Below are 15,157 nucleotides of genomic sequence, written 5' to 3'. Positions count from 1 at the left end.
GTTTTGAACATGGCATTAACCTCCGTATTCACCAGCCTCAACCTGCCTGTGAAAAACGTAGTACAATCGAAAGCATTCTTCACCGGACTCGGATTTGAGCTCAACCCTGAGTATCCTGATAACGAGAATTCGGTAGCCCTCTTAATCGGCGACAACCTGCAGGTCATGCTGATCCATCAAGCCTTCTTTAATACACTTACGGAGAAAGAATCCGTCGATACGGGCAAGTATGCGCAGATGACGATTGCTTTGGCCTTGGAGAGCCGGGAAAAGGTCGATGAAATCGTGAACACGGCACTCTCCTTAGGCGGGAATTTGCACGCTGAACCTGAAGATCATGAGTTCATGTATCATTGGGGCTTCGTGGACTTGGACGGCCATCTGTGGGCGATTAACTACTATATGAGCCCGGATGCGGCACAAGGTTGAGCTAACGAAGAGTACGCTCGTACTCAGATTTCAAAAGAAGACGCCGGGCATCCTCCCCGGCGTCTTCTTTGATAGTCAGTTGTGTTCGGTATACGCTTTAAAATTGTCCATGATCGCCTGCCAGCCTGCTTGCTGGAGTTCGACGGGGTTGGCGTTTTCCGCATCGAATGTTTGAATGATCTTCGTCTCATTCCCTTGATCAACGAACGTAATATCCACTCTTCTTCCGTCTTCAATGGTGTAGCTGATTACCTCATGCTGATTCACGACATCGTATACGCCGCCAAAATCAAAGCCCATGCTGCCATCCTTCGCTTCCATCCGTGTCAGAAAGGTGCCGCCAGCCCGCAGATTGTTCTCGGCTCTCGGCGCATGCCAGTCCTCGGACGCCTGATTCCACTTCGTTATGTGCCCCGGCTCGGTCCAGTAGCGCCATACCTTCTCGATAGGGGCTTGAATCACGGCTTGTACGGTTACTTTCGTCGGTTGATTTGCTTCCATTTCGATGGACACCTCTCTCATGATCTTCGTCGCTTGGTTACTTACCATTGTCTCCTAACTGCTTGTGCAATATCCCCTGGAGTATCACTTCAATGGCCCAGAAGAACCTCTCCTTGGAGGCGGTATCCCCCGAGAATAAATCAGTCTTCAGACTGTTCATCAACGGAAAACGTACCGGATCTGCTTCGTTATAGTAACTTTGGGCAGTTGCCATCAGTTCGTTTGCTCTCTTAGCCTTCTCCAAAGCAATGGAAGACACGTACAGCAGCAATAGGTCCGTTCCCCAAGCAGCGGCGGTAGAGGTGATTCCGCCCTTCTGGAGGACGGTAAGTAAATACTCATTCAGACGAAAGGCATGATTCCCAATAGGAATCGTCTGCAGGGACAGCTCCGCTAATCCGGGCTGCTCGATAAGCAGCTCCGCATAAGCATGCAGTGCTTGGAATAACTGGTCCTTCCAGTTATCGTCTGTCAGCTCCGGCAGGTTCAACTCACCAAGACCAAGGTCAAGCACATAAGAACTTAATTCCTGCAGATTTTTAACGTAAACATACAGGGAGGAAGGTCCAGTGTCCAATTGCTTGGCTACCTTCCTCATGCTCATACCAGAGGTTCCTTCCTGCTTCAGCAGCTCATACGCGGTCTTGACAATTAATTCATGACTGAGGGGTTCTTTGGCTGGCCGGTTACGGCGGCTCACAATTTCACGTTTAGGTTTCATCATACTTTCCTTATAACATGCCGGAAGCCAATAGTAAATACATCGCGGAAGATAACATCAACCTTGCTGCTCATACAGGTCTTGATAAGACTTCATGAGTTCAGCAAACTTTGGAGCGGCGTTCTCTGAGAAGCTGAGGATGAGATTTTCGTTAGATACATATGCTTTCTCTGAAGCATACTGGAACATTTTCTCCTCATATTCTTCAATGGCCACAGGTGTCTTCTTGTTCCTTACTATGGCAAGAGCCAGCTCCAGCGCATCCAGCATCGCGAGATTCACCCCTTCTCCGGCAAAAGGAGACATGACATGAGCGGCATCTCCGATCAACGTGACACCAGAGTTCCGTTCCCAGCGAAAGCCGACAGGCAGCATGTAAATCCGTCTTGGTAGAACAGCATCTTCCGCATACCGGATATAGTTCTTGAGCGGTTCACTCCAATCGTGAAATAGCTCAAGCAGCGTTGCTTTCATCTCTTGCGGGTTATCGTTGCGGATCTCGTCTAACCAGTCCCGGCTGGCCTTGAAACTCGCATATACTTTGATCCGCCCGTTGCCGTTAAGCTGGCCCAGAATCCCTTTGTGATCATCCAGGGCAAACATCTTGCCACGTGCATTGAATGCTGCTAAATCCGGGTGTTTGTCTGCAATAACGTTAAGCTCCAGCATAGTCAGACCTGAATATTCCACATCTGTATCCGTAAGCAGAGGGCGAACGCGGGAAAAGGCGCCATCCGCCCCAATTACAAGATCGGCCACAGTGAGATGTCCATTCTCAAAATGAAGCTCCGTCTTCCCCTCACTCAGAGACACAACCTTCTCCAGTTTATAGCCATACTGTATGGTAGACGGATCTAATTTATTTAAAAGCAAGTTACAAAGCACACCGCGGTCAATCTCCGGGCGTCTCTGCCCTTCCGAGCTCTCTTCATCGGCCACTTCATCCAGGTATAGGGTTCCCGTCTTATCCATGAGCCGGAAGTCTTCACCCTCAAACCGTGCTGCCTGCAGAAAAGCTTCATATAATCCGGCTTCCTTCAAAGCGAGCTGCCCGGACTCTTCATGGATATCTAAGGAGCCTCCACGTTCATGGCTAAGGTCCTCATGTTCACGTTCGTAAATCGTCGAGGAAATACCATGCTGTTGCAGAATCAGTGCCAGCGTTAACCCCCCGGGTCCACCTCCAATAATGGCGATCCGGCGTTGTTCTGTAGAATTATTTGTTGTCATGTATAGACATCTCCTTCGTTTGAAAGTTATAGAACAAAGATAATACCAATGCACATATTGCAAAGCCCAATGTAATCCAGAAGGTTGAGCCGAAGGCATGACCTAATTGATCGGGTGAATGCTGTGCGGGAAGTCCCCTCATTTGTTTGGCCAGAAAAGCCATCGTGATGGTAACACCGAAGGAGGACATGATTTGCTGTGCTGAAGTGGTTATGGGGGTAACACGGCTTATTAATTCCTTCGGAGCTGATCTGAGGACATGTGTATTAATCTGCATCATTGTTAATCCTTGGCCAAGCCCTGCAAAAGCGAAGCTGCAAATGATATATAGAGAACTCGTCTGGGCATCAATCTGCGTCAGTGCAAGTAAGGACCCGCAGAGCGACAGAATGCCTATGATGGCGACCGGGCGAACACCGAAACGGTCAAATAACCGGCCGCCTACGTTAATCCCGACAGTAGATAACAGGGCTTGCGGGATCACATATAATCCAGCCTCAAGAGGAGTTAGCCCTCTTACTTGCTGTAAATACAGCGGGAATAACAGAATACTCCCGAATAAAGCAATCTGATTCAGCCAGGCGACAGAAATGCCATGTACAAAGGTAGGCGAACGGAATACTCTTAGCTCCAGCAGCGGGTGCTTTTGCCTGAGCTCATTCCAGATAAAGACGGCCAGTATAACCAGGCCCCCTGCCAGTGGAGCTAAAGTCCATAGATTGGACCACCCCTTCTCACCTGCTTGATGGACGGCAAACACAATTGAGGTAAAGGCAACCGGGGCCAAAAGTGCGCCAGTCACATCCAGCTTGTTACTCAATTTTGCACCCGATGCAGGTAAGTACCTCCAGGCCATCAGTAAAGCTAAAACGCCAACCGGTACGTTGATGAAAAAGATCCAGTGCCAGTTGATGTACTCGATTAGCCAGCCCGACAATAACGGGCCTAGAATGGGAGCAAGCAGCATCGGGATCCCGAGGATGCCCATGACAGATCCTCTTTTGTCCGGAGGAGCGACCATGAATACAGTAGCAATTCCGATGGGAGCAACCATGCCTCCGCCCAGACCTTGAATGATGCGGAAAACGATAAGCTGAGTAGGAGTGGTTGCCATTGCACACAGCACAGAAGCGAGAACAAATAATACAATGCTGGTCATAAACATCCGTTTGGGCGAGAAACGGTCAGAGAACCAGCCAGCGAGCGGAATGACTGCCGATAAAGACAAGGTGTACGCCGTAATGACCCACTGAATCGTACTAAGATTGGTATCGAAGGCACTTACTAATTTCGGAACAGCTACATTCATGATGGTGCTGTCTAATATCACCAGGAACATCCCTGAAGCAACAGCGAGAAGTATGGGCAAAATCTGTTTTAAGGAAAAGTCTGCTTGCATACTGCGGCTATTATTTGTCTCTGACATTAACGCTCTCCTCCTTTCCTTAAATAAGCGTATGAAATAGTTAAGTTGATACATTTATAACATAACGAACACCGTTCGTCAAGAACGATGTTCGTTATTGGCTGGAAATAGGCAAAGAGACGTTTATTGGCAGCCATTCTCCATTCCGGACAAGGCTACCAATAAACGTCATAGGCATACAACACACGACTAAGGTGAGTAATTCAGTTACGAATAGCCTGGAGGAATTTGAAATCCCTCTGTCAATGACTCGCATATTTCAGCAAAGTCAATGGTGATATGATCCTTGAAATGCCCACTGATGATCTGGATTCCACAAGGTAATTCATCGTTAGAGCGGTTGAGCGGCAAAATTGTGGCTGGCAGCCCAAAGACAGTCGCAAGGATATTCCAGATTAAATGCTCATTATAACCGGTTGCTCGTCCATTCACTTCCAGAATTCTTCTAGTTACCGCTTGCTGCATGTGGGGAATTGCCAGTACCGGACTGATGGGCAGCAGCAGAACATCATATTCCTGAAGTAAGGAAGTGATTATACGGTTATATTCCTGACGCAGGCGGTCCGTCTCCTCTTGTTCTGCCTCACTCTGATTCATTGCCCGGTAATAGTCCTCCAGCCCTTCGGGAAAAGCCTTCGTCACCAACCGGGAAGCCCGCAGGCCAAGGGAGGCCAGACTTGCAGTCAGTCGCTGCCTTGAATTGAACGAGGTGCCGACAAGCCGTCCAGACAGCTTCATTGCCAGGTCGAACAATTTGTTCATCTGGATCTCAGGCGGCATTCCATGGTGAACCTCCACCCCCTCCATCCTACCTAAACCAGCGGTGAAATCAGCATATCTGCGTTTAATAGGTTCATCTATTTCATGCTCCGGAGCTTCAAACCAGGTCAGGACTTTAATCCTCGCTTGCTCCTTTAATGTATTAGTGCGGAAATCAGGAGGGGCAGGCACCTCCACCCAAGGATCATACAGTACATCCATCATCAGCCGCAGATCCTTGGCGCTTCGGGCCAGCGGGCCAGCCGCCGACAAATCAGGTTCACTTGGATCACCGGGAGGGTTGCCGGGAACATGTCCTCTAAGCGACAGCATTCCAAGACTGCAGCGATGGGCATATACACCGGTATAATGCGCTGGAATCCGCAAGCAGCCGATCAGATCGCTGCCGAATTCCACAGGCGTGCAATCAGACGCCAAAGCGGCCGCACTGCCGCCAGATGAACCTCCGGGTGTCAAGCTTGTATTCCAAGGGTTGTTGGTCGTGCCGTATAGATCATTATAGGTCTGCCAGTCTGCTGTCATCACCGGCACGTTGGTTTTCCCCATAATGATCGCTCCGGCCTGAATCAATCGTTGCACTGTGGCCGCATGTTCTGTAGCAATGTTATGTTGTAAATGCGGGGCACCAGAGGTCGTAAACATCCCGCTGACATTAAATGACTCCTTGACCGTAAGCGGCAGGCCATGCAAAGGCCCGTAACTCCGGCCCTCCTTCCTGTCCCGGTCGGCCTGATCAGCCTGGGCATAGGCCATTTCCCGCTGCTGCTGCACTACAGCATTGAGCCGTTCATTCACCAGGTCCATCCGGCCATAATAGTAATCCAGCAATTGCCTGGAATTCACTTCACCCTGTTCAAGGAGCCGGATCAATTCGGAAGCTGTACGATAAGTTAAATTCAAGTTTCTTCCTCCCTGTACCCTTGCTATTTGGAGCTGTCGAGCAGCTTCGCGAACTTGGCCGGACTCATAATCTCGTGAGTGATGAACGTACCATCCAGAAACAGACTGAAGGTCGTCCAGACCGAAGGGGCGGCCTGGGCTTCCTCCCGGGTAGTCAGGAGATGAGCCTTAAACGGGATACCCCTCTCCACCGCCACTGAGCGCAAATCCTCCAAAACGCCAACGGCAAACGGACATTGCAGGGTGTAATAAATACAAATCCCGTCGCCCGGGGCTGACGCAGACTTCACGGAATGTGTAAAAGACGGGGTCTTTCCCTCTTCGTTCCATTGGAGCACCGCTAACTCGAAATAAGGAGCTGCTTCATCGGTGATTTGAAATCCCATATGCTCAAAAAAACGTTTATCGCTCAAATAGGGCATTTTCTTCTTACTGACAATATGCACAATGCCATCCATGCCCAAGGCTTGGGCATCTGCCTTACACTTATCCAGAAGCTGTTTGGAATGACCCTTGTCCTTGTGTCTTCCGGATACCCACAGGCAGTTAATGTACATATAGTTAGGGGCATTAAGCGGAATCCAAGCCTTCTCGGCAGGCAAATATTCAATAAAAACCTTCGCCCGGTCATTCAGCCGGTAAAAAACCAGCCCTTCCTCCATCCGTTCGCTCAGCCATTGCTTTTTGTCCCGGACACCCTGCTCATATTGCTTCGCGCCCAGGGCGCAACAGATATGTTCTTGTTCGATGTTTTCTTTGGTAATTTGCAAGTAGGTCATTGTGTCACTACCTCACTATTCTTTTTGAGATATCCGGGATAGCCAAACAGTTGTTTAGGGCTATCCCGGAAGAATTATACCTAGAACCCGTGCTGGATCGAAAAGAAAGCTCCCTGCGGATCTTGCAAAGTGGCAAAGGTCCCGCCACCCGGCACTGGCGTTGGAGGGATAATCACAACAGCTCCCAAGGCTATCGCTTGCTGAGTGACCTTCTCGCATCCGGGAACCTTGAAATATAATCCCCAGCCACTGCTCATGTTCGCCATGTCTTGGGGAATTTCCTTCATGCCGGCTACGTAGTCTGCTCCAACTTTGAACTGGAGATAACGGCCTGACGGAGTAGGCACTTCTTCCATGGACCACCCCAGTAGTTCCATATAAAAATGAGCGGCGGCGTTCAGATCAATTGTATATAGCTCATGCCAGTCGATAGAGTACGCTTCGTGCTGAACACCTGATCCCAGATGCTCTGCTGCTTCCCATAAAGCCACCATCGCTCCGGCAGGATCACGGAAGGCACACATTACGCCCTTGTCCGCTATACGTCTTGGAGCAATGAGCATTTGCGCTCCAAGTGATTGTGCCCGTTCAGCTGATAGCTCCACATCCTGAACAGCAATGTAGCAGCCCCAGAAAGCGGCCAGCTTGGGATCACCTAAGGAATATATGGCAGCCACATCTTGTTCGTCCGATTGGAATACTGTGTAGCTTCGCTCATCTTCCATGGTTGTCGTTTGCGTGCTCCAAGGAAATAATGCGGTATAGAATGCAGCGGATGCTGCCGGATCGCCACTGCCTAGCTCAGCCCAGCAAAACGTACCTTCGTGATAAGGCTTCATAGGTCTTTGAACCGGAGCTGAATTTCGGTAACCTGCTTACGGTAATCCTTCAGATCCTCATGGACATATACTTCCCGTGACGGTGATGTGAGCTGGACTCCTGTATTTTTAGCATATAAGTCTATTTGCGCCCAGACGTCACCCAGCGTATCCGGCGTTCCCTGATGAACCACCGACAGGAAATAACCGCCTTCCAGCGTCTTCGTAACTATCGGAATCTTCTGGCCCTTGTACTCTATAGACTCGCCCTCCACTGCCTTGCTGACCGGAATGCAAATCTCTGTGTCATGTCCAAGTTCATAATTCTGCTCATAATACAGACTCATGCCTTTACCATTGATGACATCCTTCACCTTGCTGTCAAGCAGGGTAAAGACCTTGGTGATTTCCTCGTATTGGCCGCGGTAACGGATACTTGCAACCTGAATGGGGAAAACGTACTTTTTGACAACGGTGAACTCCGGCTTCAGATCCACTGCGGTTTTCGCCGGATTCCAGGCGGTTACAAGCCCAAGCGCCTCCAGGGCCTCCAGTGGAACGAGGATGGCGGACTGGTACTGTCTAGGGGCGGTATGAAGAGTAAGGGTCTGCTCGTTGACCTTCATTTGCTTGCTGCCGACAACCAGGATGGCCGTTCGGGCAAAAGTTGACAGGGTAAGCTTCTTTTCGTTGGCAGCCCATTGCAAATCTGCACCCAGTTCTTCGGAGACGGGCCGGATCGGTATGAGCCAGGTCTTGCCCTCCTGGACCGGTGTGGCCCCTGTAAAGGTAATGGGTGTTCCATTCCACGTGATCTTGACCGCCGGAGCGGCCGCCGATAAGGCAGTGCCACTCGAACAGGCCAGCAGCGCAATAAATAATAGCAGCATCAATTTCTTCATATTCTATTCCCTCCTGAATTTAGATTGTCTATCGGCCTTGCCGCTGTTTACCGGCTAACTGGGCTAGGGAGCTGCGGCGTGAATCAGCCCGTTCACGCTCCAGGGGCAAGCCATCCTGCGGCGGTGAGTCTGCGGCATCTTCCAGCAGAAATTCACAGAGATCTGTAATCGTCGGATATCTGAACAGCTCGACCATGGTCAGTCGGCTTCCATAATCCTCTTGCAATTCGCGGAAGAGCGCAACCATACTGATCGAATCGCCGCCAAGATCGAAGAAGTTATCATGCAGGCCAATCTCCTGACGGTTCAGAACTTTGCGCCAGGCATCTGCAATCTGCTGCAACAACGAAGCTGATCCAGAGGGGAGTTCGCCGGTCGTCATCCCAGACGCTTCTTCGCTCTGCGGGAGCTGCGGTTCCAGAAGAGCAAGCGCTTTGCGGTCCACTTTGCCATTGGCGGTCAGCGGGTAATTCTCCAGCTCCTGTATAGCGGACGGCACCATGTAGGAAGGCAATTTCTCTTTTAGATAACCGGTTAGGGCCTTGCTAATGTCCGGTTTGCTCTCCTTGGCAGTGTTTTTATTGGACGAATAGAGGTTCATCTCTTCCACCTGTCCGGACAGAGTCATCTGCTCAGGCGTAATTCCTCCACCAAGCAGGCAATGCATATATACATCGTTACTGCGCAGACGGAACAGCGGGCGAATGTGATCGAAGCCCAGAGTCCCCATCTGTATTAAGCCAATGCCGTGTTCAGGCCCTTTATCCTCCAGGAGCTGCGAGATGATCCCGGCTTCCATCAGCGAATAGCCCAGGCCATCCTTCTGTCCATACATAGGGACGATTGCATCCATACAGCCGATCAGGAAAATCTGGAAGGCCGAGGCTTCAAAAACTTCACGGTTCCCTGGTGCATGAATGGCAGCCTCCATCCTTGGATGTTCTTCGAGCAGTACAAGCTGATGCTCCTTGCGGTTGTAATAATACAGCCCGCCAGGCAGATCCTCTACCGCTCCAGGCTTCAGATGGAAGTAGACCTGGACTGGATACAGCCCGCCTGCAGAACCATATTGGAATTTGGGAAAAGGAAGACCGTCGAATGTCCTTTGTGACAAAGCGGACGTAAATGCCCCGAATTGCTGCCGCGAAATCGGCTCCTGCACAAAGCTGCGGTAGCTGCGTCGCTGAAGGAAGGGAACATTGCCGTCCACTGCATCGGCTAGACTGAAGCTTTTACCAGATAGATTCTTACGAAGTGCGGGTTCATTCAGCTTGAACAACATCCGGTCCACAGCCCCCGTAATCAATTCCTGCCCGGCCATCCCCGCGACACCGTAAGCCTGTTCACGGTCTACGGTAACATAAGCGGATAACCGCTTGCGTTCGCCTTCCCCTTGGCTGATTACGGTAGCCTCCTTGACATAGGGATGGGATTTCAGGGCAGCTTCAATCTCGCCTAGCTCAATACGATGCCCGCGTACCTTAATCTGCAAATCCTCCCGGCCCAGGAATTCTATATTTCCGTCCTCCGCATATCTCCCAAGATCGCCGGTGCGGTAAAGCCGCTGGCCGGTCAGAGGATGACGGATGAATCGTTCTATGGTTCGCTGCTCATCCTGCCAGTACCCTGTAGCGAGGCCGTTTCCCCCAATGAACAATTCCCCGCATACGCCAACAGGACACTCCTCCATCCGTTCGTTCAGCACGTATACCCGTTGATTGGCGAGTGAACGTCCGTAAGGAATACTCGTCCAGCCCGGCATAACCTCCTGAATCGGGTAAGCAATCGACCAGATGGCTGCTTCAGTGGCACCGCCTAATGAGACTACCTCAAGCCCTGGCTTCAACCGGCTGGTGGCTTGAGGCAAGCCCAGCGGTATCCAATCACCGCTAAGCAGAGCCAGACGCAGTGAGCCGCAGACAGGCGATGGCGTATCTTTGACCAGTTCGGTAAGCATGCTGAGGAGTGCAGGAACTGTATTCCAGAGGGTCACGCCTGTCCGGTTCATCAGCTCCAGCCAATGTGCAGGGTCCCGGAGATGATCCTTGTCCGGCAGAACAAGTGTGCCCCCAGCAGAGAGCATACCGAAGATATCAAACACGGATAGGTCAAAGTTCAGCGCAGACAAGCCAAACATGACATCCTTCGGTCCAACGTTATAAGTGTGAAGAATAGCTTCTGTGGTATTGAGGACAGAGCGGTGATTGACCATGACACCTTTGGGAACGCCTGTGCTTCCAGAGGTGAACATAATATAGGCCAAGCGGTCCGCCGCCTCCGGGTCCTCAGCTCCGTAGGTGCCGTCTGGCTTACACTGTCCGTTCAGAACAACGTGTATAAGCTGCGGCCAATCGGTATGATCCAAATCGGGCTGAATGACAGCAGCAGCAACTTGTCCAAGCCGCAGAAGCTCGGCGATCCGGGCTTGGGGAAGCGAAGCATCCACGGGAAGATATGCGCAGCCAGCCTTGAGAATCCCAAGCACGGCAGCAATCTGCTCCCAGCCCTTGTGCATTACAACGGCTATCGGGCCGCCCGGCCGGGCTCCATTCAGGATAAGCTGACCGGCAACGTAATCGGCGTAGTCATTCAATTCAGAATAACTAAGCTGCCTGCCAGAGGCGATAAGTGCCACTGCGGATGGTCGTTGCCTTACGTTGTTGTGGTAACGCTCCAGCAGTGATCCAGGTGACGGATTCGGCGGCAGTACCCGGGTATGGAAGTCTGTAACCTCCTGAAGACGCTCACGGTGGGGCATCCTGTGCGAAAGCTCCGTACTTAGCGGCAGTGGTTCTTCCCATATTTGGGGTTCCTGGGCCAGCATGTCCAGCAGCCCGCAATACGCAGCGAACATCTCGTCCAGCATGCCGTCCGGGAACAGTTCATCCACAGAATCCCAATTGAAATGCAGTTCCCCATCCCGTTCCAGCACTTGGTGATCCAGCCACACCTGAGGGGTCTGCGAGACACTGTAGCGATCCTCCTGCAAGGCCTGGGCGGGCTGGCCTTCGGTCGCAGCTTGTTCCGTCTGATTCAGAATGCTTGTGAAGATTACGGGTACAATCGCCTTTGATGGCTCTTTGTATTTGGCCAGCAGCTCCCTTGTCACCCGCACACCGCTGAAATACCGGTGATCCATATCCTCAAGCAGCCTGCGCTGATGGCGCTGGGCCCGGCTGATGAAGGCACCCGGTTCACGGTTGTCAATTTCCAGCAGAGTCAGGGAGGTGAAGTCCCCAATGACTTCGCCCACTTCGGGATGGATCGGCAAGCGGTTGAATAAGGTCAGGTTCAGGGCGAAATGCGCCTTGCGGCTCCATAACGTCAGCACCTCCGAAAAAGCAGACAGCAAAGCCACCGTTGAGGTAATGCCATAACGTTCCGCTCTCTTTTTGAGCTGCTTCCAGTCTGGGGCGGAGATGACATGCTGCCGCCGTCTGAATTCCGGCTTCAGCACTTGAGACGGTTCCTTCACAAGTTCAAACTGCGGTCCCATGGGCAGGGAGTCCAGCCGTCCCTTCCAGTACGTCTCGGAGCGGCGGAATAATTCGCTTTTTTCAATCTCTGCCGTGGCCAGCACATAGTCGCGGAAGGACAAGGTCAGCGGCTCGAAGACATGGGCTGGATTCAGGTAAAGTACAGAGAGCTCACGCAGCAGCAGCTCCAGGCTCCAGGCATCGGCGATTAGCAGATCGACACTGATATGCAGCCGGACCTTGCCTTCAGGCAGCCGCGTCGCGCGGACATCAAACAACGGCCACTGGCAGCAATCCAGCACCTGGTGCGACATCTCTTCACGTATAGACTGCACATGGGCGCTTCGCTCCTCTTCCCCGGAAGTGGTGCTGTCATTGGAGCGGATGATATAGCTGGGAACTTGAGGCAAGATCTGCTGCTGCCCATCCGGAAGAATGACTGAGCGAAGCATGTCATGCCGGTCAATCAGCGCTTGGAACGCCAGCTGGAACGTGCTCAGATTAAGGTCAGCGAGATCATTTTCAAAATACATATGGGTCGATACATTTCCAAGCTCTAGACCCTCCGAACGTCCGATCCAGTAAGCCTTCTGCACATCGGTCAGAGGAAAGGGATCATACCGCTCCGCCAAGGCAACCTGCACCTCGGGAAGATCCGTATACGCACTGATGCCTTGCCCGGCTTGCTCCGCTGCCAATGCAGCCAGATCGTCCACAGTAGGATGATCGAAAAATTGCTGTAGCGTAATTTCTGTACGGAAGGTCTTGTTCATTACGAACAAAATTTGGGTCGCCAGCAGGGAATGGCCGCCCAGCTCGAAGAAGGTCTCCTGTCCGTCCGCGATTTTAAGCCCCAGGCTCTGCTCCCAGATTTCTTTGACCTTTTGCTGATAATAGCTGTTGTCTGCCGTTCTGTTCTCTTGGCGGCTGTCACGATCAACCTCTGCTGCGTCACGCCCGCTGGAAGGGCCAATCCAGAATACATCTCGTTCAAAAGGATAGGTTGGGAGCTCCACCTTACGTCTGCGTTCTCCTTCGTAATACAGCGCCCAATCCAGTTCTGCCCCTGCCAGCCATAACCGGGCGATTTCGCTGTGCAGCCAATATAGTCCGGGCGCTTGGCCTGCCACTGCAATCTGGCCGCCGGAGGCGCCGGGCTTGCCCAGGTTCAGGACATAGACCTGCTCCACCTGTTCAGATGCATGAGGGGAAGTATAATCCTTGTCTTCGCTGGATAGGTGATGTACAGCATCCTCCAAGGCGCATTCGCCCATCAACACCTGTCTGACCCAGTCACCTACTCCGCTGCCAACGATGGAAGAGGCTTGAATACCCCAGCCAAGGAATAGGCGGCCAAGCGAGAGTTGCAGTGCAAACGACAGCATTCTCCCGGTAGCGGAAGAGGGATCAGGTGCAAGGGCGGACCGAATATAATGTCTCAGGTCGAGTGGATAGGAGCGGCGGATTTGGTCGGACAGCTCACTGATCAACTGGCGGAATGACGGATTCGATTCGTATAAATCGCGGGCCTCTTCTGCAGCGAGCACACAGCTTGGGGAGAAGCTTACGCAAACGGCCTGCTTGCCCTCCGGTGCAGCTCCCTGATGTGTAATACCCGTTACACCCGCAGCCCTTAGCTGCTCCAGCAGATCGGTGCGTCCGCGAAAGACAATCGCTTTTGAAGCGGCAAATACCGCCCGTCCTGTCTTAAGGGTATAGGCCACGTCGCTTAGATTAAGCTGCGGATGTATTTCTATATGGGCCGCCATATTGGCGCACATCCGCTCCAGTGCACTTGCTGTCTTGGCCGACAGGACCAGAAGCTCGCAGCGGTTCTCCTCCTCCCCTTCCGCCTGAAGCGGTGCTTCTGTCATCACCAGATGGGCATTGATTCCACCTAGTCCAAAGGAGCTGACTCCGGCATACCGCCCATGTTCCCCGGCATCCCAGTCCGCAAGCATATCATTCACGTAGAAGGGGCTGTTATGCTCCTCAAGCTTGGGATTCGGTGTCTCAAAATGAAGGCTGGCCGGAATTTTCCGGTGCTTGAGCGCCAAGGCGGTTTTGATCAGACCGGCTGCCCCGGAAGCCATCTCGACATGGCCGATATTGGTTTTGGCTGAACCAATTGCACAAAAATGGTTGGAGCGCGCTGCTGCAAACGCTCTGCTTAGCGCTTCAAGCTCAATATCATCTCCGAGCGGCGTGCCGCTGCCGTGAGCTTCCACGTAGCTGATTGCATCCGGCTGGACTTGGGCGATGCTCATGGCTTCCGCAATGACCGCCGCCTGGCCATCTACACCGGGGGCGGCATAGCCGATCCGGTTAGCACCGTCGCTGTTAATAGCCGAACCTTTGATTACAGCCTGGATCATATCTCCGTCCCGCAGTGCATCTTCAAGCCTTCTTAAGACGACGATTCCCAGGCCATTGCTGTATACAGTCCCAGTAGCCTCAGCGTCAAAAGCGTGAATCATCCCATCTGCTGCGCTCAGCCCCCCTTGGTGATACAGATAGCCCGGAACTTGCGGGAATTTGAACGTCACGCCCCCTGCCAGTGCAAGGTCGCATTGTCCGCTGAGCAGACTTTCACAGGCCAGATGCGTGGCTACGAGCGAAGTCGAACAAGCCGTTTGTACAGCAACGACAGGCCCGCAAATATTTAGGCGATAGGCAATCTGGGCGGTCATATGGTCCTTGTCATTGGCGATCATAAGCTGCAAATCACTGACGGATTCGTTCCGGTCCCTGTCCGCAAGCAAGTGGTTAATCAGGTAAGTACTGGTGCTGACTCCTGCGAACAAACCGATCAGTCCGGGATAATTCAGCGGGTTGTAACCTGCCTTCTCCAGTACCTCCCAGGCGCTCTCCATAAAAAGCCGATGCTGCGGATCGGTGATTTCGGCTTCCCTGCCGGTCAGCTTGAAAAAGGCTGCATCAAATTTCTCGACATCCTTGAGTGCGGTATTCACCGGGATCAGGCCTTCCCTACCCAAGCGGTTCAAGGGTTCTACGCCGGGTCCTGCCGGTGCGGGGCTTAGCTGAAGCGCATCCGTGCCACTGGCGAGAAGCTCCCAATACTGCTCCACGGAATCTACCCCGGGGAACCGGCACACCATGCTGACGATGGCGATATCATTGCTTATGTCCTGCTCCGACTGTTGCTTGCTCAATGTGTTTCCTCCCTTATGTTCA

The 15,157-nt window shown here is 52.3% G+C and carries 10 protein-coding genes; 1 reads left to right on the top strand and 9 read right to left on the bottom strand.

The features are described from left to right. Positions 1–9 precede the first annotated feature (9 nt). Positions 10–429 carry a VOC family protein gene (locus tag NST43_RS14950; protein WP_339225113.1) on the top strand — a complete coding sequence of 140 codons (420 nt, stop codon included), beginning with the start codon at positions 10–12 and terminating at the stop codon, positions 427–429. 75 nt (positions 430–504) lie between these two features. On the opposite strand, the gene NST43_RS14945 is transcribed toward NST43_RS14950, so the two are convergent. From NST43_RS14945 to NST43_RS14905, 9 genes are all read right to left on the bottom strand, one after another. Continuing rightward, on the bottom strand, positions 505–930 hold the full coding sequence (locus NST43_RS14945; RefSeq protein WP_339225426.1) for an SRPBCC family protein: 426 nt from the start codon (positions 928–930) through the stop codon (positions 505–507). 37 nt (positions 931–967) lie between these two features. Beyond that, positions 968–1,654, bottom strand: a complete 687-nt coding sequence (locus NST43_RS14940; RefSeq protein ID WP_339225112.1) for a helix-turn-helix domain-containing protein — start codon at positions 1,652–1,654, stop codon at positions 968–970. A 54-nt stretch (positions 1,655–1,708) separates the two neighbouring features. Then, positions 1,709–2,881 carry an NAD(P)/FAD-dependent oxidoreductase gene (locus NST43_RS14935; protein WP_339225111.1) on the bottom strand — a complete coding sequence of 391 codons (1,173 nt, stop codon included), beginning with the start codon at positions 2,879–2,881 and terminating at the stop codon, positions 1,709–1,711. Next, a complete protein-coding gene (locus NST43_RS14930; RefSeq protein WP_339225110.1) occupies positions 2,868–4,307 on the bottom strand; it encodes an MDR family MFS transporter in 1,440 nt (479 codons plus the stop codon). Before NST43_RS14930 ends, NST43_RS14935 begins: the two co-directional genes overlap by 14 nt. 207 nt (positions 4,308–4,514) lie before the next feature. Further along, the gene (locus tag NST43_RS14925) at positions 4,515–5,987 is read right to left on the bottom strand and encodes an amidase family protein (protein ID WP_339225109.1); all 1,473 of its coding nucleotides are present in this window, start codon (positions 5,985–5,987) and stop codon (positions 4,515–4,517) included. Positions 5,988–6,010: 23 nt separating this feature from the next. Then, positions 6,011–6,766 carry a GNAT family N-acetyltransferase gene (locus NST43_RS14920; protein WP_339225108.1) on the bottom strand — a complete coding sequence of 252 codons (756 nt, stop codon included), beginning with the start codon at positions 6,764–6,766 and terminating at the stop codon, positions 6,011–6,013. Positions 6,767–6,846: 80 nt separating this feature from the next. Continuing rightward, the gene (locus NST43_RS14915) at positions 6,847–7,605 is read right to left on the bottom strand and encodes a VOC family protein (RefSeq protein WP_339225107.1); all 759 of its coding nucleotides are present in this window, start codon (positions 7,603–7,605) and stop codon (positions 6,847–6,849) included. Next, a complete protein-coding gene (locus tag NST43_RS14910) occupies positions 7,602–8,486 on the bottom strand; it encodes a stalk domain-containing protein (RefSeq protein WP_339225106.1) in 885 nt (294 codons plus the stop codon). The genes NST43_RS14915 and NST43_RS14910 overlap by 4 nt, the downstream gene beginning before the upstream one ends. Positions 8,487–8,514: 28 nt before the next feature. After that, entirely contained in the window at positions 8,515–15,135 is a 6,621-nt protein-coding gene (locus NST43_RS14905; protein WP_339225105.1) for an amino acid adenylation domain-containing protein, read from the bottom strand. Positions 15,136–15,157 lie beyond the last annotated feature (22 nt).

Origin of the sequence: Paenibacillus sp. FSL H8-0332, from assembly GCF_037963835.1 — a bacterium.
Taxonomy (GTDB): Bacteria; Bacillota; Bacilli; order Paenibacillales; family Paenibacillaceae; genus Paenibacillus_AQ; species Paenibacillus_AQ rhizoplanae.
This window is presented reverse-complemented; position numbering and strand designations above follow the sequence as displayed.